We start from the raw sequence: 24,943 nt of genomic DNA, 5'->3' as shown, positions 1-24,943 counted from the left end.
GGGCAAGTCCGGCCACCATTTCATTCAGTTGACGCGAATTCCTGAGATGGACCGCGGCGGGGCAATTGGAGCCACGCCGCGGCGAACCGGCAGGCAAGAAGGATTTTCCAGAATGGCAACGATCACAGCTGCGATGGTCAAGGATCTGCGCGAGTCCACCGGCGCAGGCATGATGGACTGCAAGGCCGCGCTGACCGAAAACGACGGCAACATGGAAGCGGCTCAGGACTGGCTGCGCAAGAAGGGCCTGTCGAAGGCCGCCAAGAAGTCGGGCCGCGTCGCGGCCGAGGGCCTCATCGGCGCGCTCACCAGGGGCAACAAGGGTGTCGTGGTCGAGGTCAACTCCGAGACCGACTTCGTGGCGCGCAACGGCCAGTTCCAGGGTCTGGTCAAGATGGTCGCCCAGGTCGCTTTCGACGCCGGCGCCGACGTCGAGAAGATCAAGGCCGCCAAGGTCGGCGACGTCACGGTGGAAGCTGCGATCAACGACGCGATCGCCACCATCGGCGAGAACATGACGCTGCGCCGCGCAGCTTCCCTCGAAGTGAGCCAGGGCGTGGTGTCGAGCTACGTCCACGGTGCGGTCGTCGACGGCGCCGGCAAGATGGGCGTGATCGTCGCTCTGGAATCGCCCGGTAAGGCCGACGAGCTCGCAGCGCTCGGCCGCCAGATCGCCATGCATGTCGCCGCCGCCAACCCGCTCGCGCTCGATCCCTCCGGTCTCGATCCGGCCGTCGTGAAGCGCGAGAAGGACGTGCTGGCCGACAAATATCGCCAGCAGGGCAAGCCGGAGAACGTGATCGAGAAGATCGTCGAGTCCGGCCTGAAGACCTACTACAAGGAAGTCTGCCTGCTCGAGCAGGCCTTCATCCACGATACCGGCAAGTCGGTGGCGCAGGCGGTGAAGGAAGCCGAAGGCAAGGTCGGCGGCGCCGTGAAGATCGCGGGCTTCGTGCGCTATGCTCTCGGCGAGGGCATCGAGAAGCAGGAATCGGACTTCGCGGCCGAGGTCGCAGCGGCCAGCGGCAAGAAGTAAGCGCTGGAACACCTCCTTCCGGCGGGTCGCCGGAAGCGGCGCCCGGACGAGGAAAGTGCTCATGACTGATCCGGTCTATCGTCGCGTCGTGATCAAGCTGTCCGGCGAGTATCTCGCGGGACAGCAGGGCTTCGGCATCGATCAGCCGACCATGGACCGGGTTGCTGACGATCTGATCGCGGCCCGCCAGCTGGGATGCGAGGTTGCGGTCGTGATCGGCGGCGGCAACATCTTTCGCGGCGTCGAGGTCTCCTCGCGCGGCGTGTCGCGCCCGACTGGCGACACCATGGGCATGCTTGCCACCATGATGAACTGCCTCGCGCTCGAAGCCACGATCGAGCGCAAGGGAACACCGGCGAGGGCGCTGTCGGCCTTCGTCATGCCCGAGATTTCCGAGCTGTTCACCCGCGCCGCGGCGCACAAATACCTGGCCGACGGCCGGATCCTGCTGCTCGGCGGTGGAACCGGCAATCCGTTCTTCACCACCGATACGACCGCCGTGCTGCGCGCGGCCGAGATCGGCGCCGAGGCGGTGCTGAAGGCAACCAATGTCGACGGCGTCTACTCCGCCGATCCGAAGAAGGATCCGTCCGCGACGCGGTTCGACCGGCTGACCCATTCGCAGGCGATCGAGGGCGGCTATAAGGTGATGGATGCGACCGCCTTCGCCCTTGCCCGCGAGACGTCACTGCCTATCATCGTGTTTTCGATCGCGGAGCCCGGGTCGATCGGCGCGATTCTGCGCGGCGCCGGCAACGGGACTGTCGTCGCCGGCTGACCGCTCATCTGGCGCGCCCCGAGCAAGGGGTGCGGTGAGGTCGCCGGGTTATTAAAGGAGAGACGTGATGGCCACGGGTAGTTTCGACCTCAACGAAGTGAAGCGCCGCATGCAGGGCGCTGTCGCCGCGCTCAAGCACGAGCTTGGCGGTTTGCGGACGGGCCGAGCGTCGGCCTCGATGCTCGATCCGGTGCAGGTCGAGGCTTACGGCAGTCACATGCCGCTCAATCAGCTCGCGACCGTCAGCGTGCCCGAGCCGCGCCTGATCTCGGTGCAGGTCTGGGACAAGACGATGGTGAAGCCGGTGGAAAAGGCAATCGTCGATTCCAATCTCGGCCTGTCGCCTGCGACCGAAGGCCAGGTGCTGCGCCTGCGCATTCCCGAGCTCAACGAGGAGCGCCGCAAGGAGCTGGTCAAGGTCGCGCATAAATACGCGGAGGCCGCCAAGGTTGCTGCGCGTCACGTCCGCCGCGACGGTCTCGACGTGCTGAAGAAGCTCGAGAAGAATCACGAGATGTCGGAGGACGATCAGAAGCGTCACGCCGACGAGGTGCAGAAGGCGACCGACGGCACCATCACCGAGATCGACCAGCTGCTGGCCGCCAAGGAAAAAGAAATCCTCACCGTCTAAGGCCGCTTTTCGATGCCCAACGCCGCCGCGCCCGCAACTGAAGGACCCGATCGGTCCGACGCGCCTGCGCATGTCGCCATCATCATGGATGGCAACGGGCGTTGGGCGGCCGCGCGCGGTCTGCCGCGGGCGGAGGGGCATCGCCGTGGTGTCGAGGCGCTGCGCCGCGTCGTGCGTGCCTCGCACGAGCTCGGCATCCGCTATCTCACCATCTTCTCCTTCAGCTCGGAAAACTGGTCGCGCCCGGCCAGCGAGATCGGCGATCTCTTCGGTCTGCTACGCCGCTTCATCCGCAATGATCTCGCAAGCCTGCACCGCGATGGGGTCAAGGTGCGAATCATTGGCGAACGCGACGGGCTCGATGGCGACATCTGCGCGCTGCTGAACGAAGCCGAGGAGCTGACGCGCGACAACACGCGTCTCACGCTCGTCGTCGCGTTCAATTACGGCTCGCGGCAGGAGATCGCGAAAGCGGCGCAGAAGCTCGCGCGCGAGGTCGCCGACGGCAAGCGGGATGCCGATACGATCGACGCCGAGACCGTCGGGGCCCATCTCGACGCGCCCGACATTCCCGACCCCGACCTCATCATCCGCACCAGCGGCGAGCAGCGCCTGTCCAATTTCCTGATGTGGCAGGCCGCCTATAGCGAGCTCGTGTTCGTGCCGGTCCACTGGCCTGATTTCGACAAGGCGGCGCTCGAAAGCGCGATCGCCGAATTTGCCAGGCGCGAACGTCGTTTCGGCGGCCTGGTCGCGAAATCCGCCTCGTGAGCGAATCCGACGCCGCACCTGCGGGCACGAAGCCCGCTCCGAGCAATCTGGTGATGCGAGTCCTCGCCGGACTGGTGCTGGCGCCGGTGACGATCGCGCTGGCTTATGCCGGCGGCTGGCTGTGGGCGCTGCTCGTCACGCTGATATCGATCGGCCTGTTCGCGGAATGGCTGATGGTGGTGGGCGCAGGTTCGACCGCGCTGACCGGGGCAGGGACGCTCGTCATCGCGATGATGGGTTTGTGCGTTGCCGCCGGCGCGCTCAAGACCGCTGTCGTCGTTGGTTGCGTCGGCGGCGCGATCATCACGCTGATCGCGCGTGGCAAGTTCATGTGGGCTGCGACGGGCTTTGCCTATGCGGCGGCGGCGCTGCTGGCCTCGATCCTTTTGCGCAAGGATCTTGTCAACGGTTTCGCCGCGCTGATGTTCGTGCTGCTGGTGGTGTGGGCGACCGATATCGGCGGCTATTTCGCTGGCCGCGGCATCGGCGGGCCGAAGCTGTGGCCGCGCGTCAGCCCGAAGAAGACCTGGGCCGGTGCGTTCGGCGGCTTTGTGGCGAGCCTTGCGGTCGCATCTGGATTTGCCGGATTCGGCATCGGCAAGGCGATTCCCCTGCTGCTGGTGAGCGCCGTCCTGTCGGTGGTGTCGCAGGCCGGCGATCTGTTCGAATCCGCGGTGAAAAGGCGGTTCGGCGTCAAGGATTCCAGTCACTTAATACCCGGTCATGGCGGGCTTCTGGATCGCCTGGACGGCTTTGTCGCCGCCATCCTGGTGGCATGGATTATCGGCTTTCTCCGCCACGGTGTGCATAGCGCCGGAAGCGGTCTTATGGTTTGGTGAGGATATGAGCGCAGTCCCTTTGCGTAATAACAAGCTTGCTGCGACCGATATTCGCAGCGTCACGGTCCTCGGTGCCACCGGCTCGATCGGCGACAGCACGATGGATCTGCTGCGCGCTTCGCCCGAGCGCTATCGCGTCGAGGCCTTGACGGCGAACAGCAATGTCGAGGCGCTGGCCAAGCTCGCGAAAGAGTTTTCCGCACGCTTCGTCGCGATCGCAGATGGCTCCAGGCTTGCCGACCTCAAGGCCGCACTTGCGGGCACAGCCACCGAATGCGGCGCGGGCGAAAGCGCTGTCATCGAGGCCGGCGCGCGTCCTGCCGATTGGGTGATGGCCGCGGTCAGCGGTGCTGCCGGACTGAAGCCGGCCTTGGCCGCCGTCGATCGCGGCGCGCATGTCGCGCTCGCCAACAAGGAGTGTCTGGTCTGTGCCGGCGATTTCTTCATGCAGCGCGCGGCGAAAGCTGGCGCCTGCATCCTCCCGGCGGATTCCGAGCACAACGCGCTGTTTCAGGCGCTGGCATCGGGCAATCGTGACGAGCTGGTCCGCGTCATCATCACGGCGTCGGGCGGTCCGTTCCGCACCTGGAAGCCTGCAGACATCGAGCAGGCCACGCTCGAGCAGGCCCTGAAGCATCCCAACTGGAGCATGGGCCAGAAGATCACGATCGATTCCGCCTCGATGATGAACAAGGGCCTCGAGGTGATCGAGGCGTCCTATCTGTTCGCGCTGGCGCCCGATGAGATCGACGTTCTGGTGCATCCGCAGTCGATCATCCACGGCATGGTCGAGTTCTCCGACCGCTCGGTGATGGCCCAGCTGGGCTCGCCCGACATGCGCACGCCGATCGCCCATTGCCTGGGCTGGCCCGACCGGATCAAGGGACCAGCGGCCAAGCTCGATCTGGCCAAGATCGGCCAGCTGACCTTCGAGGCGCCTGACTTCGAGCGGTTCCCCGGGCTTCGGCTGGCCTTTGATTCGCTGCGGACCGGGAAGGGGGCGACCACCGTCTACAACGCCGCCAACGAGGTCGCGGTGGCGGCCTTCATCGCCGGCAAGATCCGGTTTGGCGCCATTGCCAGGCTGGTCGAGGCGACGCTGGAGGACTGGGTCCGCGGCGGGAACCAAGGGCCCATGACCTCAGCGGATGATGCAATATCCGTTGACCATGTTGCGCGAAATAAAGCTGCCGCCCTATTGCCTCAAATTGCCTTAAAGGCATCCTAGACAGTTGGGGCCAGGGCCTTGCGGCGCTGGACGAGGGAATTCGATGATCGACTTTTTTGTCCATAGTTTCAACACCTTGAGCCATGGGCTCCTCGGCTACGTCGTTCCCTTCCTCTTCGTCCTGACCATCGTCGTGTTCTTCCACGAGCTCGGCCATTTTCTGGTCGCGCGTTGGGCCGGCGTTCGCGTTTTGACGTTCTCGCTCGGCTTCGGGCCCGAACTGTTCGGCTTCAACGACCGCCACGGTACCCGCTGGAAGATCTCGGCGATCCCGCTCGGCGGCTACGTGAAGTTCTTCGGTGACGAGAGCGAGGCGTCCACCCCGTCGGCCGCGACGCTTGAGGCCATGTCGGCGGAGGAGCGCGCCGGCAGCTTCCACCACAAGAAGGTCGGCCCACGCGCAGCTATCGTTGCCGCCGGCCCGGTCGCCAATTTCATTCTGGGCGCCCTGATTTTCGCAGGCATGGCCCTGTATTACGGCAAGCCGAGCACCATCGCGCGCGTGGACGGCGTCGTCGCTGACGGTGCGGCAGCCGCCGCGGGCTTCAAGGTCGGCGACGTCGTCGTCCAGATTGACGGCAAGCCGATCGAGAGTTTTGCGGACATGCAGCGGATCGTCGCGACGAGCGCGGGTTCGCCGCTGGTCTTCCAGGTGAAGCGCGACGGCGGGGTCGTGTCGCTGACCGCCACGCCGGCGCTGCTCGAGCGCAAGGATCCGTTCGGCAATCGTCACCAGGTCGGAGTGCTTGGGGTCGAGCACAAGTCCCAGCCAGGTGAGGTTTCGACGACGCCGGTCGGCATCGGCGAGGCGCTCAAGATCGGGGTTGAGCAGGTCTGGTTCATCATCACCAGCACCTTCAAGTTCCTGGGCTCGCTGTTCACGGGCGCCGGCAATCCCAGCGAGGTCAGCGGTGTCATCGGCATCGCAAAAATGTCTGGGCAGGCGGCCAATGCCGGGTTGCAGTTCCTCATCAACCTCTGCGCCGTCCTGTCGGTCTCGATCGGCCTGTTGAACCTGTTCCCGATTCCACTGCTCGATGGCGGGCACCTTATGTTCTACTCGGCGGAAGTGGTCCGCGGTCGTCCGCTGTCCGAGCGGACGCAGGAGATCGGGTTCCGAATCGGACTCGCGCTGGTGCTGATGCTGATGGTGTTCTCAGCCTACAACGACATCCTGCGATTGCCGGGTTCCTGATAAGGGCTTTTTTGTGGCGTTGCTGTTGGGCAACGTCTTGGTATGAAATTGAAATTGCGGCGCGTTCTGCCGTTTGCGGCGTCGGTGAAATTGGCTACAAGCGGCTTGAACTTGGGGAATCTCCCAGACCGGCGTTGGGGTTGGGTCTGGTACTGATAAGGGCGCGTTGCGCAATGAAGTTTGGACTGCGACTCCGGGGGGGCTTGCTCGCAACCCTGATCATGTTCGGCGCGCCGGTGGTTGCCCCGGTTGGGGCTGTTTTGGTGTCTTCGCCTGCGCTCGCCCAGACAGTGCAGTCGATTTCCGTCGAAGGAAATCGCCGCGTCGAACTGGAGACGATCCGCTCCTATTTCAAGCCTGGCCCGGGCGGCCGCCTCGATCAAGGCGCCATCGATGACGGCCTCAAGGCACTGATCGAGACCGGCCTGTTCCAGGACGTGAGGATCAACCGCGGCGCAGGCGGCCAGATCATCGTCTCCGTCGTGGAAAACCCGGTGATAGGGCGCGTCGCTTTCGAGGGCAACAAGAAGATCAAGGACGAGCAGCTCACCGCCGAAGTGCAATCCAAGGCCCGCGGCACGTTCTCCCGCGCCATGGTGCAGTCGGACACGCTCCGAATCGCTGAAATCTATCGTCACTCCGGCCGCTACGACGTCACCGTCACGCCGGAGATCATCGAACAGCCGAATAACCGCGTTGATCTCGTCTTCACGATCAACGAAGGCGCCAAGACCTCGGTCAAATCGATCGAGTTTATCGGCAACAATTCATTCTCGTCCTACCGCTTGCGGGACATCATCAAGACCCACGAAACCAATCTGCTGAGCTTCCTGGGCAGCGGCGACGTCTACGACCCTGACCGCGTCGAGGCTGACCGCGACCTGATTCGCCGCTTCTACCTGAAGAACGGCTTCGCCGACGTTCAGGTCGTGGCCGCGCTGACCGAATACGATCCGGAGAAGAAGGGCTTCAACGTCACCTTCAAGATCGAGGAAGGGCAGCAGTACCGCGTCGGCAACGTCGATTTCCGCACCAGCATCCCGAACTTCGACCCAAGCTCGCTGCGCTACTTCTCGCGCGTCAGCGTCGGCTCGGTCTACAACGTCGAATCGGTCGAGAAGTCGGTCGAGGATATGCAGATCGAGGCTTCGCGCCGCGGCTACGCCTTTGCGGTGGTGCGTCCGGGCGGCGACCGCAATTTCGATGCGCACACCGTCTCCGTCGTGTTCAACGTCGACGAGGGTCCGCGCACCTATATCGAGCGCATCAATATCCGCGGCAACACCCGTACCCGGGACTACGTGATCCGCCGCGAGTTCGACATCTCCGAGGGCGATGCCTACAACCGTGCGCTGGTCGACCGCGCCGAGCGCCGCCTGAAGAACCTCGACTACTTCAAGAGCGTGAAGATCACGACGGAGCCGGGCTCTTCCAGCGATCGCGTGGTCCTGATCGTCGATCTCGAAGAAAAATCGACCGGCGACTTCTCGATCTCGGGCGGTTACTCCACGACCGACGGTGCGCTGGCCGAAGTCTCGGTATCCGAGCGCAACCTGCTCGGACGCGGCCTGTTCGCCAAGGCGTCGGTCACCTACGGCCAATACGCGCGCGGCTATTCGCTGTCGTTCGTCGAGCCGTATCTGCTCGACTATCGCGTCGCGCTGGGCCTCGACGTTTATCAGCGCCAGCAGCTGGCCAACAGCTTCATTTCCTACGGCACCAAGACCCTCGGCTTCTCGCCGCGCCTCGGCTTCTCCTTGCGTGAGGATCTGTCGCTCCAGTTGCGCTATTCGATCTACCGGCAGGAAATCACGCTGCCGTCCAACCTGGCGGATTGTAACAACGTCGTTGGGCCGGGATTCAACCCGAGCCCGGCCTTTATCAACGCGACGACCGGCGTCGATCCGGCATTGTCAAACAATCTCGGTTGCTACGCCAACGGCGAGGCCTCTCTGCCGGTCCGCAAGGAGCTTGCGAACGGCAAGACGCTGACCTCGGCGCTGGGCTACACGCTGACCTACAACACGCTCGACAACAACAAGAACCCCAGCGACGGTCTGCTCATCGACTTCCGGCAGGACTTCGCCGGCGTCGGCGGCGACGTCTCCTACCTGAAGACCGCGGCCGATGCGAAGTACTACCAGTCGCTGGTGTCCGACCTCGTCGGCGTCGTCCATCTCCAGGGCGGTATCCTGAACAAGATCGGCAACAACGATCTGCGCATGCTGGATCACTTCCAGATGGGTCCGAACCTCGTCCGCGGCTTCGCGCCGAACGGCATCGGCCCGCGCGACCTCAACCCCTACGGCACCCAGGATGCGCTTGGCGGCACGAAGTACTGGGGCGCCTCGCTCGAAGTGCAGATGCCGTTCTGGTTCCTGCCGAAGGAAGTGGGTCTGAAGGGTGCGGTCTACGCCGACGCCGGCGGTCTATACGACTACCAGGGGCCGACGACGTGGTCGCTGACCGGCGAAAACACGACGACCAGGAACTCGAATTGCGTGGGATCGACCATCAATCCGAACAGCACGGGGACCTGTACCGGTCTGGTCTACGACGACAGCAAGGTCGTCCGGTCATCGGTTGGTGTCGGCCTGATCTGGGCCTCGCCGTTCGGTCCGCTGCGCTTCGACTACGCAGTGCCGCTCACCAAGGGCAAATATGACCACACGCAGGAATTCCGGTTCGGCGGCGGCACCTCGTTCTAGTTCGATCAGCAGGGCATGAGCCGGCCATTTGGGAATTCCGTCCTCGAATTCCCTGGGGCCGGCGGCCAGAAAGATCGTGCTCAATCCGTGAGATGAGGCATGATGCGGCCTGACCGCTTCATGCCGGAGCCGGACCGCGGCGGGGTGGAATGGCGCAGCCGACCTTCTTCAAAAAGCCGCCGGCTTCAACGCTGGCTGACATTGCCGCGCTGACCAAGGCGCAACTGGTCGATCCCTCCAGGGGTGGCCATGTGATCACGGGCCTTGCTTCGCTCGACGGGGCAGGCCCGATGCATCTGGCATTCTTCGACAACCTCAAATATGCCGACGAGCTCAAGGCGACCAAGGCAGGCGCCTGCCTGGTCAGCCCCCGCTTCGAGGGCCAGGTGCCGGCGCATGTCGCGGTGCTGCGGGCGGCGCAGCCGTTTCGCGCCTTTGTCGGGATCGCCCGGCAATGGCACGGCGATGCGCTGAGGCCGCAATCCTGGTCCGGCATTGACGGCATCGCGCCATCGGCGATCATCGATCCGTCGGCGCGGCTGGAGGACGATGTCATCGTCGAGCCATTGACGGTCATCGGTCCTGATGTCGAGATCGGCAGCGGCACCGTGATCGGCGCGGGCGTGGTCCTTGGTCCGGGCGTCAAGATCGGCCGGGACTGCAACGTCGGTGCCCGCACCGCGATCCAGTGTGCGCTCATCGGCAACAACGTGCTGATCCACCCCGGCTGCTCGATCGGTCAGGACGGCTACGGCTTCATCTTCTTCGGCCCGGAGGGTCATCTGAAAGTGCCCCAGACCGGCCGTGTGCTGATCCAGAACAATGTCGAAGTCGGCGCCGGGACCACCATCGACCGCGGCTCCCTGCGTGACACCGTGATCGGGGAGGGCACCAAAATCGACAATCAGGTCCAGATCGGCCACAATGTGACGATCGGCCGGAATTGCCTGCTGGCAGCCCAGATCGGGCTCGCGGGCAGTCTGACGATCGGCGACAACGTGGCGTTGGGTGCCAAGGTCGGCATCAACAATCACCTCAAGATCGGCGACGGGGCCCAGGTCACCGCCATGAGCGGCGTCAAGGACGACATCCCGCCGAACGGACGTTGGGGCGGCTTTTTTGCCAAGCCGACCAAACAATGGTTCAAGGAAATTATCGCGGTGGAGCGCCTGGTACGCGACAGCAAGGCCGATCCGAAGGACGAGGGGCGGGAATGACGGCGGAATCACCTGTAAAATTCGAGCTGGTGGACATCAATGCGATCCTCCAGACCCTGCCGCATCGCTTTCCGATGCTGCTGATCGACCGGGTGATCAACATCCGCGCCGATTACAGCGGCATCGGCATCAAGAACGTCACGTTCAACGAGCCGGCCTTCCAAGGGCATTTCCCCGAGCGTCCGGTCTATCCGGGCGTGATGATGATCGAGGCGATGGCGCAGACCGCCGGCGTGATCGGCATCAAATCGGTCGAGGGCACCGAGAAGCCGCGGGCGGTGTATTTCCTCACCATCGACAAGTGCAAGTTCCGCAAGCCGGTACTGCCGGGCGACACCATCGAGTATCACATGCGCTCGCTCGGCCGCCGCAAGACGATGTGGTGGTTTCACGGTGACGCCAAGGTCAACGGCCAGGTCGTCGCCGAGGCCGATGTCGGGGCGATGCTGACCGACTGAGGGGGGAGTGGTGCGCAGCCAATAGTGAGTAGCGACGACGAGACTATGTCTTTCCTCCCTGCGCGGCTCGCCATTCGCCACTCACCCATTCGCTTCCACTGGACAGATCGGGCGCAGTCGCGCTAACCACCGGAAAGCCGAGTAACTTCAACACATAGCCAGACCTTCTTGATGAGTAAGATCGACCCCACCGCGCGGGTGGAAGACGGCGCCGTGATCGGCGAAGGCACCGAGATCGGGCCCTTCTGCATCATCGGCCGCAACGTCCGGATCGGGGCCAATTGCAAGCTGATCGGACAGGTCACAATCATCGGCCATACCACGGTTGGCGATGCCTGCGTGATCTCGCCGTTCGCCGTGCTCGGCGGCGCGCCGCAGGATCTCAGCTACAGGGGCGAACCGACCACACTCGAGATCGGTTCCGGCAACATCATCCGTGAAGGCGCGACGATGAATGTCGGCACCGTCAAGGGCGGCGGCAAGACGCGCGTCGGCAATCACGGCTACTTCATGAACAACAGCCATGTCGGCCATGACTGCATCGTCGGCGACAACGCCATCTTCGCGACATCGGCAACGCTCGGCGGCCATTGCGAGATCGGCGACAGCGTTTATATCGGCGGGCTGTCGGCAGTACACCAGTTCACGCGAATCGGCTCCTATGTGATGGTCGGCGGCCTCTCGGGCGTGCGCGATGACGTCATCCCGTACGGGCTCGCCAATGGACAATACGCGGTGCTGGAGAGCCTCAATCTCATCGGCATGAAGCGGCGCAAGTTCACCAGGCAGCGGCTTGCGGCGGTGCGCGCATTCTATCAAAAGCTCTTCCATGGCTCCGGCACGTTCGCCGAGCGCCTGGAGGCGGTGCTGCCCCTTGGGAGCGATGATCCCGCGATCGCCGAGATCCTCGGCTTCATCGGCAAGGGCAAGCGCCCGCTCTGCCTTCCGGCCATCGCGAAGTGATGCCGGCATGGCCGCGGACATGAAATCGGCGGCTTCACAGACTTCTTCACCGGTCGGCGTGGTCGCGGGCGGTGGCGCCATGCCATTCGCAGTCGCCGAGTCGCTCGCCGCGCGTGGCATCACGCCGGTCCTGTTTCCCCTGCGTGGCGCCTGTGACCCGAGGCAGGTCGAGAAATTTCGTCACCGCTGGATTTCGGTCGGCCAGCTCGGCCGCGCCATGCGGTTGTTCCGCGAGGAGGGCTGCCGCGACCTGATCTTCATCGGTACGCTGGTGCGCCCCTCGCTCTCCGAGATCCGCTTCGACATCAAGACGCTGCGATTGCTCGGCAACGTCATCCGCGCCTTCCGCGGCGGCGACGATCACCTGCTGTCCGGTGTCGGGCGGATCCTCGAGCAGGACGGTTTTCGCATGGTCGGCATCAAGGACGTTGCGCCCGACCTCTTGATGCCCGAGGGCTGCATCACGCGCGCCTGGCCGGCCGATAACGTCAAGGCCGACATCGAACGCGGGCGCGCGGTGCTGACCGCCCTTGGGCCGTTCGACATCGGCCAGGCCGCCGTCGTGATCGATGGCCATGTGGTGGCGGTCGAGGACATCGAGGGCACCGATGCGCTGCTGGTGCGCGTGGCGCGGCTCCGCGAGGAGGGCCGCATCCGCGCGGCTGCGGGGCGCGGCGTGCTGGTGAAGGCGCCGAAGAGCGGGCAGGATCTGCGCTTCGATCTGCCGACGATCGGTCCGCGCACGATCGAGGGGGTCGCCAAGGCCGGCCTTGCCGGTGTCGCCGTCATTGCCGGCAACACCATCGCCGCCGAGCCGCAGGCGATGATCGGGCTTGCCGACGCCAAATATCTCTTCGTCGTCGGGCTGCCCGCGTGATGCAGACGCGTGATCCCATCAGGAAGATCTTTCTCATCGCGACGGAGGAATCCGGCGACCGGCTCGGCTCGGCGCTGATGAAAGTGCTGCGTCAGCGCCTCGGCGACGGAATCCAGTTCGAAGGCGTCGGCGGCCACACCATGGCGCGCGAAGGGCTCCAGACGCTGTTTCCCATCGAGGAGCTCTCGATCGTCGGCCTCGCCGCGGTCGTGCAGCAGCTGCCGAAAATCCTGCGGCTGATCCGCGAGACCACGGATGCCGTGACGGACGCCGCACCCGACGCCCTCGTCATCATCGACAGTCCCGACTTCACCCATCGTGTTGCCCGTCGCGTGCGCGCAAAGAACCCGTCGATCCCTGTGATCGATTACGTCTCGCCCTCAGTCTGGGCCTGGCGGCCGGGTCGGGCGCGCACGATGCTCGGCTATGTCGATCACGTGCTCGGTCTGCTGCCGTTCGAGCCGGAGGAGTACCGCAAGCTGAAGGGGCCGCCGTGCAGCTATGTCGGCCATCCCCTGATCGAGCAATTGCCGTCGCTGCGGCCCGACGCCGAGGAGCGGCGCCGCCGTGACAGCGAGCCGCCGGTTCTTTTGGTGCTGCCCGGCAGCCGTCGCAGCGAGATCCGGCATCATCTCGACGTGTTCGGCGGGGCACTCGGCCGGCTGCAGGCCGCGGGCGTTGCGTTCGAATTGATGTTGCCGACCATGCCGCATCTCGAAGCCACGATCCGCGAGGGTGTGGCGAACTGGCCGGTCAAGCCGCAGATCGCGGTCGGCGAAACCGAGAAGCGTGCTGCATTCCGGATCGCGCGCGCCGCGCTGGCGAAGTCAGGCACCGTGACGCTGGAGCTCGCGCTGTCAGGCATTCCAATGGTGACGGCCTATCGCGTCGGCGCCATGGAGGCCTTCATCCTGCGCCGCGCAATCCAGGTCTCGTCGGTGATCCTCGCCAACCTCGTGATCGGCAAGGACGTGATCCCCGAATATTTGCAGGAAGACTGCACGCCGGAGAAGCTCGCAGCCGCGTTGTCCGAGGTGCTGACGGATACGCCGTTGCGCAGGCAGCAGGTCGAGGCGTTCGCGCAACTCGACACCATCATGTCGACGGGCAACAAATCGCCGAGCGTGCTCGCCGCCGACATCGTGCTCGCGACGATGCGGAAAGGGCGCTAGGCGAGGCCGCCGTCGACCCGGAAACATTGACACGTGATGCGTCGGCTCGCGTCGGAGGCGAGGTACAGCGCCATGTCTGCGATGTCCTCTGGCGTCACCGCATCGGGAATGGCCTGGCGTGCGCGCATCTCGACGATCTGCCGCTCGTCCGGATACCACAGCTTCCGCTGCCGCTCGGTGATCACCATCCCCGGCGCGATCGCGTTGACGCGGATGCGGTCGGCGCCGAAGCGGCGTCCGAGCGAATTGGTGAAGCCGACGATTGCCGCCTTGGCGGCCGCGTAGACCGGCAGCGCCGGTGCACCGCGCATCCACGCGATCGACGACATGTTGATGATCGAACCGCCGCCGCGCGCCTGCATCTGCGGCACCACGGCCTGTGCTGCAAAGAACACGTGCTTGAGGTTGACGCCGATCATCCAGTCGAAGTCCGCCGGTGTCACGTCCGCCAACACCTGGCGCTGGTCATTGGCGGCGTTGTTGACGAGGATCGCGGCATCGCCGAGCGATGCGTGGACTTTCGTCAACGCCTCGCGCAAGGCTTCGATGTCCATGAGGTCGCACGGCACGAACAGCGGTGCCGTACCGGAATCCTTTGCCACCTCCTGCGCCAATGCTTCGCCTGCCTGCGCGTCGATGTCGAGGAAGGCGACGCGGGAACCCTGGCCGGCGAAAGCGCGCACGAAGGCAGCGCCAATGCCGCTGGCGCCTCCGGTGATCACCACCACGCGCTCCGCGAGGTCGGCATAGTTCGTCTTGGTCATGCGATCAGTCGCTCCGTCTCTGGGTCGAACAGGCAAATGCGGCGGGTGTCCAGCGCAAAGGAAGCCGTAGCGCCCGGCGTCGGGCGGATGTCCGGCGAGATGCGCGCCTGCGCGGGCTCGCCGCCGAGCCGCAGCAGGACGATGGTCTCGGCACCAGTAGGTTCGATCATCTCGACCGGCGCGGTGAGGACGACGGGCGCGCCGGCGGCGCCGGAGAACACCCGGTCGCCTTCGGCGATGCATTCCGGCCTGATTCCGAGCACCACCTCGCGGCCGACATAGGACAGCGCCGCGTCGTAGCCTTGCAGGCGGAGACGGACCTCGTCCGGCCGACCGGCGCCGATCACCACCACCGGCCCGCCGCTATCTGCCTCGAGCCGGGCCGGCATCGTGTTCATCGGCGGGGAGCCCATGAAACGCGCGACGAACAGATTGGCCGGATAGCGGTACACGGTATCGGGATCGGCGAATTGCTGCACCACGCCGCGATGCATCACGGCGATGCGTGTCGCCATCGTCATTGCCTCGATCTGGTCGTGGGTGACATAGATGATGGTGGCGCCGATGCGCTGGTGCAGCCGCTTGATCTCCATGCGCATCTCGACGCGCAACTTGGCATCCAGGTTGGAGAGCGGCTCGTCGAACAGGAAGAGCAGGGGATCTCGCACCAGCGCGCGACCCATCGCGACGCGCTGGCGCTGGCCGCCGGACAGTTGCGACGGCTTGCGGCCAAGTAGCGGTTCGATCTGGAGCAGCTTCGCCACGCTCGCCAGCGCCTTTTCCTGCTCCGCCTTGGCGACCCCTCGGCATTCCATGCCGAAAGTGATGTTCTGGCGCACCGTCATTGACGGATAGAGCGCATAGGACTGGAACACCATGGCGATATCGCGGTCCTTGGGCGGGACATCATTGACCACGCGCCCGCCAATCTCGATCGTGCCGTCGCTCGCGTTATCGAGCCCGGCGACGATGTTGAGCAGCGTGGATTTTCCGCAGCCGGACGGTCCGACCAGCACGGTGAATTCGCCGCTCTCGATGTCGAGGTCGATGCCTTTGAGCACCTCGAGATTGGCGTAGCGCTTGGACAGGGCGCGAATGCTCAGTGCTGCCATGACACATCCATCATTTCACGGCCCCGGCAGTGAGGCCGCGTACGAAATACCTGCCGCCGAAGAGATAGATCAGCAAAGTCGGCAGGGCTGCGATGATCACCGCGGCGCTCTGCACACCTTGCTTGGGGATATCTGCGACTGGGGTAGACAGTGCGATGAGCGCGGCCGTCACAGGTTGCTGTTGGCCGGTCGTGAAGGTCACGCCATAGAGGAATTCGTTCCAGATATGGGTGAACTGCCAGATCACGGTGACGATCAGGATGGGTGCCGAGAGCGGCAGGATGATACGCCAGAAGATGCGGAAGAAGCCGGCGCCATCGATGCGTGCGGCCCTGATCAACTCGTGCGGGATCGCCACATAATAGTTTCGACAGAACAGCACCGTGAAGGAGAGCCCCTGGATCGTGTGGATCAGCACGAGACCCGACAGTGTGTTGATGAGCCCGATGTCCCGTAACACGATGGTCCAGGGCAACAGGCGCATCTGCTGGGGCAGGAAGAGGCCGAGGGTGACGATGCCGTAGATCCAGGCATCGCCGCGAAAACGCCAGAGCGACACCGCGTAGCCGGCGACAGCACCGAGCAGGGTCGAGAAGATCGTCGCCGGGATCGTTATGAGCGCCGAGTTCAACATGTACGGCCGGATGCCGGCGCAGGTCTCTGCGACGCAAAAGCCGCTCCAGGCCATGGCATAATTGCCAAAGGCCCAGTGTTGCGGCCAGCCAATCATCGAGCTCTGCGCAATCTCCTCGTTGGTCCGCAGCGAGTTCAGGACGACGACGACCAGCGGCGCGAGATAGGCGGCCGCGAACAAGGTCACGACGAGATAGATCAGAGCCCGGCTTGGGGCGAAGCTTCGGTCACGCATGGGCAGCCCGCCGTTGCCGGAGGTAGCGCCACGCCGCATAGGGCAGCAGCACTGCAAGAAGGATGAGCAACATCAGCACCGCCGCTGCCGCACCGCGGCCGAGCTGGCTGCGTTGGAACATCAAATCGTAGACGACGAGGGCCGGCAGCTGGGTCGCGATTCCCGGTCCGCCATTGGTGAGTGCGCGCACGAGGTCGAAGGCCGAGATCGCAAACTGCAGCTGGACCACAATGACCGTGACGGTGATCGGCCAAAGCGTCGGCAGAATGACGCGCCAATAGGTTCTGACAGGCCCGGCACCGTCGATCTGTGCCGCCTTGATGATATCGGAATCGACGGAGCGGAGGCCGGCCAGGAAGAGGGCCATGGCAAAGCCCGAGGATTGCCAGACCGCCGCGATGACAATGGTCCAGATCGCCATGTCGCGGTTGACCAGCCAGTCAAAGTGGAAGGAGCTCCAGCCGAGATCATGGGCAAGCTTCTCGATGCCGATGCCGGGATTGAGCAGCCAGCTCCATACCGTGCCTGTCACGACGAAGGACACGGCCAGCGGATACAGGAAGATGGTCCGCAGCACGTTCTCGCCGCGAATGCGCTGATCGAGCAGGATCGCGAGCAGGAGGCCGGTCGTCAAACTGAGCAGCACGAAAGCGATGCCGAACAGCAGCAGATTGTCGAAGGCGATCTGCCAGTTTCGCGACGCCAGGACCGAATTGTAGTTGCGCAGACCGACCCAGCCCGTAACGGGAACAAGGGTGGAGGGCGTGAACGAAATCCAGATGGTCCAGATCGAAAACGAGATGAGGTGCGCTGCCGATAACAGCAGCGGCACCCAGATCATCAGAAATTCGGGCAGCCAGCGCACCATCTCGGAGGTCGCCGGCCGGCCCGGCCGTGTTGCTGTCGAGACGGCGTCGCTCAACGTGCGCCCTCGACGGCATCGGCGAGGCGGCTGACGGCCTCGTCCGGCTTGATCGTCTTGTTCTTCACATATTCGGTGATGACGTCGATCATCGCGGCGGTCAGGCCGTTTTCCTGGGCCATGTTGTGCGCGAGACTCAGGACGGCCTGGTTGTTGCCCATGGCATTCTTCAGTGCGGCCGCGGTTGTCCGTTGACCATCCGACCAGCCTTCGCCGGACAGGTCGACATCGGTGCGCACGGGGATCGATCCCGTGATCTGCGAATACATGGTCTGGATGGCCGGATCCATCACGAGCTGTGCCATCAACATCTGCCCGGCCTGGAGATCGGCCTCCTTGCGTTGCCAGAAGATGAAGGCATCGGCATTCAAGAGGAAGACGGGCTTGCCGTTGTCGCTGGGGCCGGGGGTGATGACGTAGTCGTCGAACTTGAAGCCGGCGTTTTTCAACACGCCCTGCGCCCAGCCGCCCATGATCAGCATGCCCATGTCGCCGTCGACGAAGCGCTTCAAATTGTTGGCATAGGGTTGGACCCCGACGTTGGGGTCACACCAGTCGGAGATCTTGCGCGTCTGCGCGAACGCCGCCTTCATCTCAGGGCCCTCCAGCGCCTTCTTGTCGAGATTCATGCAGGCGGCGCGGTATGCGGTCGGGCTGATGCCGGCCAGTGACGCCTCGAATTTCTGCCCATCGTCGGCGCGGGTACCGCCGTTGGCGATGGGGTAGGTCATTCCGGCCGATTTCATTTTCTCGGCGAGGTCGTTGAAGTCAGCCCAGGTGACGGGGACCTTGTCGGCCTTGGCCTTGTCCATCCCGCGCTTGGAGAGAAACAGCATGTTGGTGCTGTAGATCTGCAACGGCAGCGCGATCCATTTGCCTGCCGGCTTGTGCAGTTTGGCAAGATCCGGCGCGACGACCTTCTCGTAGCCGGCAGCCGCGACCACGGCGTCAAGATCGACGGTCGGAGCAATCTTCGACCAGGCGGCGATCTCGGGGCCCTTGAGCTGCGAGCAGGCCGGTGGATCGCCGGCGATGATCTGCGCACGCAGCTTGTTCATCATGTCCGTGGTGAAACCGGGGACCGGCGAGTGCTGCCAAATGCCGCCTTTTTCCTCGAATTTCTTGCCGAGCGCCGTGATCGCAGCACCGTCGCTGCCTGCGGACCATTGCGAGATTGCGGTGAGGCGAGGCTTGACCGCGCCTTGTGCGCGGGCAAAGGCCGGCAGCGCGAGGGCGGCAGCGGATCCAGCGAGCAGACGACGCCTTGTTGTTGTGATCGGCATGGCAGTTTCTCCCGGGTGTGAGGTTTTTGCGCCTTTTTGCGCTGGTCTTGGCGTGCGCGAGCCGCACGCGGCTCAGGTCATGTCAGGCAGCCTCCGTCGATGCGCTCGGCATGCCGCCAGATCTCGCGAGGCAGAAGGCGGCGAAGGCGAGCGCTGCCTGCGGATCGTTGCCGTTCGAGGGCGGGACGAAGGCGAGCGAAACCTGCGCCAGTTTCCGGCCGCCGAGCAGGCAGGCATCGATCCCGTCGACCACGGCCTTGCGATCGTCCTCGTCGAGCAGAGAGGGCCATCCGCTGATCGCGACGCCGCGACAGGGTTTGACGTTGAGCGTGTTGCCGATCGCAAGCCCCAGCCGGAACAGCCTTCGGCGCAGCTCCTGGCGCACGCGCGGCGAAAGTGGAATCTCGGTCATCCAGTCGTTGCCGAGCGCGAGCAGTTCGGCTTCAGTCAGGCCGAGCAGCTCGGCCAGCGCCGGCAGCGACGTGTAGGCTTCGACGCAGCCGTGATGTCCGCAGCGGCAAAGCGGTCCATCGGTTCCGAAGACCATGTGGCCGAGCTCGATCGGATCGAGCGCGTCGTCCTCGATCGGATCATCCACCCCAGGCGCCCGCGACGCCCTGACCGACGAAGACGAACAGATGCGCATCGCCGAACGGATAATTTTCCGTGCGATAACGATGAAAGGTGGCGTGCGCCACCACCGAATTGGTGAAGGTGACAGGCACGCCTGCGAACAATTCGTCGAACATGCCGCCGATCTGTTCGATGTCGCAGGGAATGATGGGGTTGCCGAACTCACTGAGCCGGCCAAGGCCGGGAACGGTGACGCCGATCTGTGCGAGTTCGATGCGGTGCCGTCGCGTCCAGTCGCGCAGCAAGGTCAACGCCTCGCGATAGACCCGGCCGACGGATTCGGCGGTGGGCTTGTTCGGCAGCGGCACACGCTCGCTGTACTGCAGCCTGCCTGACAGGTCGCCAACCCCGACGCTGAGCCAGCGTTCGGTGAGCTCGAGGGCCGCGAGCGCCACCGTGCGATCGAGCGACACCAGACCCGTCGGGCCGCCGACATAGGGGGCAGGGCGACGCACTTCCTCGATCAGGCCTTCGGCCTTCAGGTCAAACAGGATGCGCGACAGGCTCGCTTCGGACAGGCGTGCGGCCTTCGCCAGCGGCGGCCGGAACGAACCGCCGGACTGAAGCAAATGCGTTAAAATGGCAGCGCGCGTCTGCCGCCGACTTCTCGGCTGCTCCGGCATTTCCATCCCTGTCGTCATTCTTACTTAGTGTAAGAATTTGCGCGCGGAGCGCTTCCACTGTCAAGTGCGTGCCCAAACAAAAACGGCGCCATCTTGCGATGGCGCCGCTGCATCGGGACTTGAGTCCAAACTTACTTGCGATCCTTCATCGCAACGTAGTCGCGCTTGGTGACGCCGGTGTAGAGCTGGCGCGGACGGCCGATCTTCTGCTGCGGGTCCTCGATCATCTCGCTCCACTGGCTGATCCAGCCGACGGTGCGGGCGACCGCGAACAGGACGGTGAACATCGAGACCGGGAAGCCCATCGCCTTCAGCGTGATGCCCGAATAGAAGTCGACGTTCGGGTAGAGCTTGCGGTCGATGAAGTACTGATCGCTGAGCGCGATCTTCTCGAGCTCGAGCGCCACCTTAAGCATCGGATCGTCGCCATGGCCGGTCTCCTTGAGCACGGCGTGACACATCTTCTGCATGATCTTGGCGCGCGGGTCGTAATTCTTGTAGACGCGGTGACCGAAGCCCATCAGGCGGACTTCGGAGTTCTTGTCCTTCACCTTGGCGATGAACTCGGGGATCTTGTCCACGGTGCCGATCTCGGCGAGCATCGCCAGCGCAGCTTCGTTGGCGCCGCCATGCGCCGGGCCCCAGAGGCAGGCGATGCCGGCGGCGATGCAGGCGAACGGGTTGGCGCCGGAGGAGCCGGCGATACGCACCGTCGAGGTCGAGGCGTTCTGCTCGTGGTCGGCATGCAGGATGAAGATCTTGTCCAGCGCATCGGCGAGCACCGGGTTGATCTTGTACTCCTCGCACGGCACGGCGAAGCACATGTTGAGGAAGTTCTCGGCAAAACTGAGCGAGTTCTTCGGATACACGAAGGGCTGGCCGACCGTGTATTTGTAGGCCATCGCGGCCAGCGTGGGGATCTTCGCGATCATGCGCATGGAAGCGATCATGCGCTGGTTGGGATCATTGATGTCGGTGCTGTCGTGGTAGAAGGCGGCGAGCGCGCCGACGGAGGCCACCATAACGGCCATCGGATGAGCATCGCGCCGGAAGCCCTGGAAGAAGCGGGCCATCTGCTCGTGCACCATCGTGTGATGGATGACGCGATAGTCGAAGTCCTTCTTCTGCTCGGCGGTCGGCAGCTCCCCGAACAGCAGGAGATAGCAGGTCTCGAGGAAGTCGCCGTTTTCGGCGAGTTGTTCGATCGGGTAGCCGCGATATTCCAGAACGCCCGCGTCACCGTCGATATAGGTGATCTTGGACTGGCAGCTCGCGGTCGAGGTGAAGCCCGGATCGTAGGTGAACAGGCCGGACTGGCCGTACAGCTTGCCGATATCGACGACATCAGGTCCGACGCTGCCGCTATAGATCGGAAGATCGTAATTCTTGTTTCCGACCGTCAGCGTGGCGGTCTTGTTGCTTGGTTTTGCGTCCATCAGAGGTCCCCGATGTGTGGTGAAACGGGCCAGTCCCGGAGGCCCCAGGCGAAGATGGGGCAGGCCGGATGTTCCAGAATGTACGGGAAGATGGGTATATTATTGCTGTGTGCGCTGCAAGATCATGGCAGCCATGGCCTACTTACGTCGTAGTCGGGGCTTTGGACTGATCCTCGAGCCGGCCCAGGCTTTCCTGGCGTCCCAGCACGTCCAAAACCTCAAATATGCCAGGCGACGTGGTGCGGCCGGTCAGTGCCGCCCGCAAGGGCTGGGCGACTGCGCCGAGCTTGAGACTATTTTCCTCGGCAAAAGCGCGCAGCGCAGCTTCCGTGCTGGTGCCGCTCCACGTCTCCACATTCTCCAGCGCGGAATGAAGCTGCCCGAGCAGCTTGCGGTTCTCGGGCGTCAGCAGGGCCGCCGCTTTGGGATCGAGCTGCAGCGGCCGGTCGGCGAAGATGAAATAGGCGGCATCGATCAGCTCGATCAGCGTCTTGGCGCGCTCCTTCAGGGCCGGCATGGCCTTCAGCAGCTGGGCGCGCGTGGTGTCGTTCAACTTGGCCTTGATCTCGGTGCGGGCGGGCACGACGTGATCGAGCACGTCCTCGAACATCTTCACGAGTGATTGATCGTCGGAGTGGCGGATATAATGGCCGTTGAGGTTTTCCAGCTTGGCGAAGTCGAAGCGGGCGGCGGCGCGGCCGACGCTGGCGAGATCGAAGGCCGCGATCATCTCCTCCGTCGAGAAGATCTCCTGGTCGCCATGGCTCCAGCCGAGCCGAACGAGATAGTTGCGCAGCGCGGCCGGAAGGTAACCCATGGCGCGGTAGGCATCGACGCCGAGCGCGCCGTGGCGCTTGGACAGCTTCGAGCCGTCAGGACCGTGGATGAGCGGGATATGCGACATGTTCGGCAGTGCCCAGCCCATTGCGTCATAGATCTGCTTCTGGCGGGCGGCGTTGATCAGATGGTCGTCGCCGCGGATGACGTGGGTGACGCCCATGTCGTGGTCGTCCACGACCACCGCGAGCATGTAGGTCGGGTTGCCATCGCCGCGCAGCAGGACGAGGTCATCGAGGTTCTCGTTCTGCCAGACCACGCGGCCCTGGACCTGATCCTCGATCACGGTCTCGCCGGTCTGCGGCGCCCGGAGGCGGATGGTCGGCTTGACGTCAACAGGGGCGGTTGCCGGATCGCGGTCGCGCCACATGCCGTCATAGAGGCGAGTGCGGCCCTCGCTGCGCGCCTTCTCGCGCATGGCGGTGAGCTCCTCGGCAGTGGCGTAGCAGCGGTAGGCCTTGCCGTCGGCGAGCAGCTGCTCGGCCACCTCGCGGTGACGGGCGGCGCGGCTGAACTGATAGATGACGTCGCCATCCCAGCCGAGCTCCAGCCATTTCAGCCCGTCCAGGATCGCGCCGATCGCGGCCTCGGTAGAGCGCTCCCGGTCGGTATCCTCGATCCGGAGCAGCATCTTGCCGCCGTGCTTCTTCGCATAGAGCCAGTTGAACAGCGCCGTGCGAGCGCCTCCGATATGGAGGAAGCCGGTTGGAGAGGGCGCAAAGCGCGTGACGACGGAATCGGTCATTCTTGGCAGGGCCTATGCATTGAAGCGGTGGTATATATCAGGACCGGAGCATAACTAAAGCCCAACGGCGGATCCCCTGAGGCCTTGGCTCAGCCACGCGAATTTGGCAGAAGGGCCGCTGACTTCCCGACAGGATTGCAGGATGAGCACAGAACCGGTGACGACTGAGATTGGGCGCGATTTCATTCGTGACATCATCCAGGCCGACCTCGATCAGGCCAAGTACAAGGAGATCGTGACCCGGTTCCCGCCGGAGCCGAATGGCTACCTGCATATCGGCCACGCCAAGTCGATCGCCCTCAATTTCGGCATCGCCCAGGAATTTCCAGGCCGCTGTCATCTGCGCTTCGACGACACCAATCCGGTCAAGGAAGAGCAGGAATATATCGATTCCATCCAGGCCGACGTGCACTGGCTGGGCTACGACTGGGGCAAGAACCTGTTCTATGCCTCTGATTATTTCGACCGCCTGTACGAATGGGCGGAGCAGCTGATCCGCGACGGGCTCGCCTATGTCGACGATCAGTCCCAGGAAGAGATCCGGCTGTCGCGCGGCACGCTGACCGAACCCGGCAAGAACTCGCCGTTTCGCGACCGCGGCGTGGAGGAGAACCTCGACCTGTTCCGTCGCATGAAGGCGGGCGAATTCCCGAACGGCGCGCGCGTGCTCCGGGCCAAGATCGACATGTCCGCCGGCAACATCAACCTGCGCGACCCCGTGCTCTACCGCATCCTGCATGCGCACCATCCGCGCACCGGCACCAAATGGCACATCTATCCGAGCTACGACTACGCGCACGGCCAGTCGGATGCGATCGAGGGCATCACGCACTCGATCTGCACCCTGGAGTTCGAGGACCACCGGCCGCTCTATGACTGGTTCATTGAGAGATTGCCGGTGCCGTCCAGGCCGCATCAGTACGAAATGGCGCGGCTCAATCTGACCTACACGCTGCTGTCGAAGCGGGTGCTGACCCAGCTTGTCCGCGACGGCCATGTCGCGGGCTGGGACGATCCGCGGATGCCGACCATCGCGGGCATGCGCCGCCGCGGCGTGCCGCCGGCGGCGTTGCGTGAATTCGTCAAGCGCATCGGTGTGGCCAAGGCCAACAGCGTGGTCGACGTCGGCATGCTGGAATTCTGCATCCGCGAGGAGCTGAACCGCACCGCGCAGCGCCGCATGGGCGTGCTGCGGCCGCTGAAGGTCGTCATCGAGAACTATCCGGAAGGGCAGAGCGAGGAACTCGAGGCGATCAACCACCCGGACGATCCCAGCGCCGGCACGCGCAAGATCACGTTCGGCCGCGAGCTCTATATCGAGCAGGACGACTTCATGGAGAACCCGCCGAAGAAGTTCTTCCGCTTGTCGCCGGGCAACGAGGTGCGGCTGCGCTATGCCTATTTCGTCAAGTGCACCGGCGTGATCAAGAACGACAAGGGCGAGGTGGTGGAGCTGCGCTGCACCTACGATCCCGCGACCAAGGGCGGCAACGCGCCTGACGGCCGCAAGGTCAAGGCGACCATGCACTGGCTGCCGGCCGCAACGTCTGTCCCTGCGGAGATCCGCATCTACAACCAGCTCTTCGCCAACCCGAGCCCGGATGCCTCGAACTTCGCCGCTGACCTCAACCCGCAATCGCTGGAGATCCTCTCCGACGCCCGGATCGAGGCATCGGTCGCGGAAAGCAATTCGATCGAACCGATGCAGTTCGAGCGCCAGGGCTATTTCGTGCGCGACAAGGACTCCACGCCCGGCAAGCCGGTGTTCTCACGCACCATTGGCTTGCGCGATACGTTCGCCAAGGAAGTCGGCAAGGGCTGAGGCAAATGGCTGAGGCAAAGGGCTG

At 64.1% G+C, this 24,943-nt stretch carries 21 protein-coding genes and 1 pseudogene; 14 read left to right on the top strand and 8 right to left on the bottom strand.

Features of this window, described 5'->3' with window-relative positions; genetic code table 11:
• The first annotated feature begins 112 nt into the window (after positions 1-112).
• The 13 genes from tsf (at position 113) to lpxB (ending at position 13,873) form a co-directional block, all read left to right on the top strand.
• Positions 113-1,036 (top strand): translation elongation factor Ts, encoded by a 924-nt coding sequence (gene tsf, locus ACVW16_RS02235; protein ID WP_456703782.1) that lies wholly within the window; start codon positions 113-115, stop codon positions 1,034-1,036.
• A gap of 61 nt (positions 1,037-1,097) precedes the next feature.
• Positions 1,098-1,814, top strand: a complete 717-nt coding sequence (gene pyrH, locus ACVW16_RS02230; protein ID WP_456738597.1) for a UMP kinase — start codon at positions 1,098-1,100, stop codon at positions 1,812-1,814.
• Positions 1,815-1,881: 67 nt separating this feature from the next.
• Positions 1,882-2,445, top strand: coding sequence for a ribosome recycling factor (frr, locus tag ACVW16_RS02225; protein ID WP_456703781.1), 564 nt, complete (start codon positions 1,882-1,884; stop codon positions 2,443-2,445).
• Positions 2,446-2,457: 12 nt separating this feature from the next.
• Positions 2,458-3,216 (top strand): isoprenyl transferase, encoded by a 759-nt coding sequence (locus tag ACVW16_RS02220; protein ID WP_456703780.1) that lies wholly within the window; start codon positions 2,458-2,460, stop codon positions 3,214-3,216.
• Entirely contained in the window at positions 3,213-4,055 is an 843-nt protein-coding gene (locus ACVW16_RS02215) for a phosphatidate cytidylyltransferase (RefSeq protein WP_456703779.1), read from the top strand. Before ACVW16_RS02220 ends, ACVW16_RS02215 begins: the two co-directional genes overlap by 4 nt.
• Before the next feature lie 4 nt (positions 4,056-4,059).
• The gene (gene dxr, locus ACVW16_RS02210; RefSeq protein WP_456735275.1) at positions 4,060-5,283 is read left to right on the top strand and encodes a 1-deoxy-D-xylulose-5-phosphate reductoisomerase; all 1,224 of its coding nucleotides are present in this window, start codon (positions 4,060-4,062) and stop codon (positions 5,281-5,283) included.
• 43 nt (positions 5,284-5,326) lie between these two features.
• Complete coding sequence (gene rseP, locus ACVW16_RS02205; RefSeq protein ID WP_456703777.1) at positions 5,327-6,478, top strand: RIP metalloprotease RseP; 1,152 nt, start codon at positions 5,327-5,329, stop codon at positions 6,476-6,478.
• Positions 6,479-6,651: 173 nt separating this feature from the next.
• The gene (gene bamA, locus ACVW16_RS02200; RefSeq protein ID WP_456735274.1) at positions 6,652-9,186 is read left to right on the top strand and encodes an outer membrane protein assembly factor BamA; all 2,535 of its coding nucleotides are present in this window, start codon (positions 6,652-6,654) and stop codon (positions 9,184-9,186) included.
• A 149-nt stretch (positions 9,187-9,335) separates the two neighbouring features.
• Positions 9,336-10,403: a UDP-3-O-(3-hydroxymyristoyl)glucosamine N-acyltransferase gene (lpxD, locus tag ACVW16_RS02195; RefSeq protein ID WP_456703775.1), complete on the top strand. Its 1,068-nt coding sequence runs from the start codon at positions 9,336-9,338 to the stop codon at positions 10,401-10,403.
• On the top strand, positions 10,400-10,861 hold the full coding sequence (fabZ, locus tag ACVW16_RS02190; protein WP_036010015.1) for a 3-hydroxyacyl-ACP dehydratase FabZ: 462 nt from the start codon (positions 10,400-10,402) through the stop codon (positions 10,859-10,861). The genes lpxD and fabZ overlap by 4 nt, the downstream gene beginning before the upstream one ends.
• A 171-nt stretch (positions 10,862-11,032) precedes the next feature.
• Positions 11,033-11,824, top strand: a complete 792-nt coding sequence (gene lpxA, locus ACVW16_RS02185) for an acyl-ACP--UDP-N-acetylglucosamine O-acyltransferase (RefSeq protein ID WP_456735273.1) — start codon at positions 11,033-11,035, stop codon at positions 11,822-11,824.
• 19 nt (positions 11,825-11,843) lie between these two features.
• Positions 11,844-12,701 carry an LpxI family protein gene (locus tag ACVW16_RS02180; protein WP_456738176.1) on the top strand — a complete coding sequence of 286 codons (858 nt, stop codon included), beginning with the start codon at positions 11,844-11,846 and terminating at the stop codon, positions 12,699-12,701.
• On the top strand, positions 12,698-13,873 hold the full coding sequence (gene lpxB, locus ACVW16_RS02175) for a lipid-A-disaccharide synthase (RefSeq protein ID WP_456735272.1): 1,176 nt from the start codon (positions 12,698-12,700) through the stop codon (positions 13,871-13,873). Before ACVW16_RS02180 ends, lpxB begins: the two co-directional genes overlap by 4 nt.
• On the opposite strand, the gene ACVW16_RS02170 is transcribed toward lpxB, so the two are convergent.
• The 8 genes and pseudogenes from ACVW16_RS02170 to gltX all read right to left on the bottom strand — a co-directional run bounded on the left by ACVW16_RS02170 (position 13,870) and on the right by gltX (position 23,096).
• Positions 13,870-14,637 carry an SDR family NAD(P)-dependent oxidoreductase gene (locus ACVW16_RS02170; protein ID WP_456735271.1) on the bottom strand — a complete coding sequence of 256 codons (768 nt, stop codon included), beginning with the start codon at positions 14,635-14,637 and terminating at the stop codon, positions 13,870-13,872. The genes lpxB and ACVW16_RS02170 overlap by 4 nt on opposite strands.
• Positions 14,634-15,749, bottom strand: a complete 1,116-nt coding sequence (locus tag ACVW16_RS02165; protein WP_456735270.1) for an ABC transporter ATP-binding protein — start codon at positions 15,747-15,749, stop codon at positions 14,634-14,636. Before ACVW16_RS02165 ends, ACVW16_RS02170 begins: the two co-directional genes overlap by 4 nt.
• A gap of 10 nt (positions 15,750-15,759) precedes the next feature.
• On the bottom strand, positions 15,760-16,617 hold the full coding sequence (locus ACVW16_RS02160) for a carbohydrate ABC transporter permease (protein ID WP_456735269.1): 858 nt from the start codon (positions 16,615-16,617) through the stop codon (positions 15,760-15,762).
• On the bottom strand, positions 16,610-17,485 hold the full coding sequence (locus ACVW16_RS02155; RefSeq protein ID WP_456738175.1) for a carbohydrate ABC transporter permease: 876 nt from the start codon (positions 17,483-17,485) through the stop codon (positions 16,610-16,612). The genes ACVW16_RS02160 and ACVW16_RS02155 overlap by 8 nt, the downstream gene beginning before the upstream one ends.
• Before the next feature lie 50 nt (positions 17,486-17,535).
• A complete protein-coding gene (locus tag ACVW16_RS02150) occupies positions 17,536-18,822 on the bottom strand; it encodes an ABC transporter substrate-binding protein (RefSeq protein WP_456703768.1) in 1,287 nt (428 codons plus the stop codon).
• Between the two features lie 82 nt (positions 18,823-18,904).
• A pseudogene (locus ACVW16_RS02145) lies at positions 18,905-20,084 on the bottom strand (ROK family transcriptional regulator).
• Positions 20,085-20,209: 125 nt separating this feature from the next.
• The gene (gltA, locus tag ACVW16_RS02140) at positions 20,210-21,514 is read right to left on the bottom strand and encodes a citrate synthase (protein WP_456703766.1); all 1,305 of its coding nucleotides are present in this window, start codon (positions 21,512-21,514) and stop codon (positions 20,210-20,212) included.
• 142 nt (positions 21,515-21,656) lie between these two features.
• Complete coding sequence (gene gltX, locus ACVW16_RS02135) at positions 21,657-23,096, bottom strand: glutamate--tRNA ligase (protein ID WP_456735267.1); 1,440 nt, start codon at positions 23,094-23,096, stop codon at positions 21,657-21,659.
• A gap of 142 nt (positions 23,097-23,238) precedes the next feature.
• Between gltX and ACVW16_RS02130 the strand changes: the two genes are divergently transcribed.
• Positions 23,239-24,918 (top strand): glutamine--tRNA ligase/YqeY domain fusion protein, encoded by a 1,680-nt coding sequence (locus ACVW16_RS02130; protein ID WP_456735266.1) that lies wholly within the window; start codon positions 23,239-23,241, stop codon positions 24,916-24,918.
• Positions 24,919-24,943 lie beyond the last annotated feature (25 nt).

Source organism: Bradyrhizobium sp. USDA 4474 (assembly GCF_054057515.1).
The sequence above is the reverse complement of the archived record's forward strand: the minus strand, read 5'-3'. Positions and strand labels throughout refer to the sequence as shown.

What these genes read in the sequence shown, in the direction of transcription:
- fabZ (WP_036010015.1), top strand. Translation starts at nt 10,400, where the DNA reads ATGACGGCGGAATCACCTGTAAAATTCGAGCTGGTGGACATCAATGCG.
- ACVW16_RS02170 (WP_456735271.1), bottom strand. Translation starts at nt 14,637, where the DNA reads ATGACCAAGACGAACTATGCCGACCTCGCGGAGCGCGTGGTGGTGATC.
- ACVW16_RS02160 (WP_456735269.1), bottom strand. Translation starts at nt 16,617, where the DNA reads ATGCGTGACCGAAGCTTCGCCCCAAGCCGGGCTCTGATCTATCTCGTC.
- bamA (WP_456735274.1), top strand. Translation starts at nt 6,652, where the DNA reads ATGAAGTTTGGACTGCGACTCCGGGGGGGCTTGCTCGCAACCCTGATC.
- tsf (WP_456703782.1), top strand. Translation starts at nt 113, where the DNA reads ATGGCAACGATCACAGCTGCGATGGTCAAGGATCTGCGCGAGTCCACC.
- ACVW16_RS02180 (WP_456738176.1), top strand. Translation starts at nt 11,844, where the DNA reads ATGAAATCGGCGGCTTCACAGACTTCTTCACCGGTCGGCGTGGTCGCG.
- ACVW16_RS02150 (WP_456703768.1), bottom strand. Translation starts at nt 18,822, where the DNA reads ATGCCGATCACAACAACAAGGCGTCGTCTGCTCGCTGGATCCGCTGCC.
- frr (WP_456703781.1), top strand. Translation starts at nt 1,882, where the DNA reads ATGGCCACGGGTAGTTTCGACCTCAACGAAGTGAAGCGCCGCATGCAG.
- lpxD (WP_456703775.1), top strand. Translation starts at nt 9,336, where the DNA reads ATGGCGCAGCCGACCTTCTTCAAAAAGCCGCCGGCTTCAACGCTGGCT.
- ACVW16_RS02220 (WP_456703780.1), top strand. Translation starts at nt 2,458, where the DNA reads ATGCCCAACGCCGCCGCGCCCGCAACTGAAGGACCCGATCGGTCCGAC.
- gltX (WP_456735267.1), bottom strand. Translation starts at nt 23,096, where the DNA reads ATGACCGATTCCGTCGTCACGCGCTTTGCGCCCTCTCCAACCGGCTTC.
- lpxA (WP_456735273.1), top strand. Translation starts at nt 11,033, where the DNA reads ATGAGTAAGATCGACCCCACCGCGCGGGTGGAAGACGGCGCCGTGATC.
- rseP (WP_456703777.1), top strand. Translation starts at nt 5,327, where the DNA reads ATGATCGACTTTTTTGTCCATAGTTTCAACACCTTGAGCCATGGGCTC.
- ACVW16_RS02130 (WP_456735266.1), top strand. Translation starts at nt 23,239, where the DNA reads ATGAGCACAGAACCGGTGACGACTGAGATTGGGCGCGATTTCATTCGT.
- pyrH (WP_456738597.1), top strand. Translation starts at nt 1,098, where the DNA reads ATGACTGATCCGGTCTATCGTCGCGTCGTGATCAAGCTGTCCGGCGAG.
- dxr (WP_456735275.1), top strand. Translation starts at nt 4,060, where the DNA reads ATGAGCGCAGTCCCTTTGCGTAATAACAAGCTTGCTGCGACCGATATT.
- ACVW16_RS02165 (WP_456735270.1), bottom strand. Translation starts at nt 15,749, where the DNA reads ATGGCAGCACTGAGCATTCGCGCCCTGTCCAAGCGCTACGCCAATCTC.
- ACVW16_RS02155 (WP_456738175.1), bottom strand. Translation starts at nt 17,485, where the DNA reads ATGGTGCGCTGGCTGCCCGAATTTCTGATGATCTGGGTGCCGCTGCTG.
- gltA (WP_456703766.1), bottom strand. Translation starts at nt 21,514, where the DNA reads ATGGACGCAAAACCAAGCAACAAGACCGCCACGCTGACGGTCGGAAAC.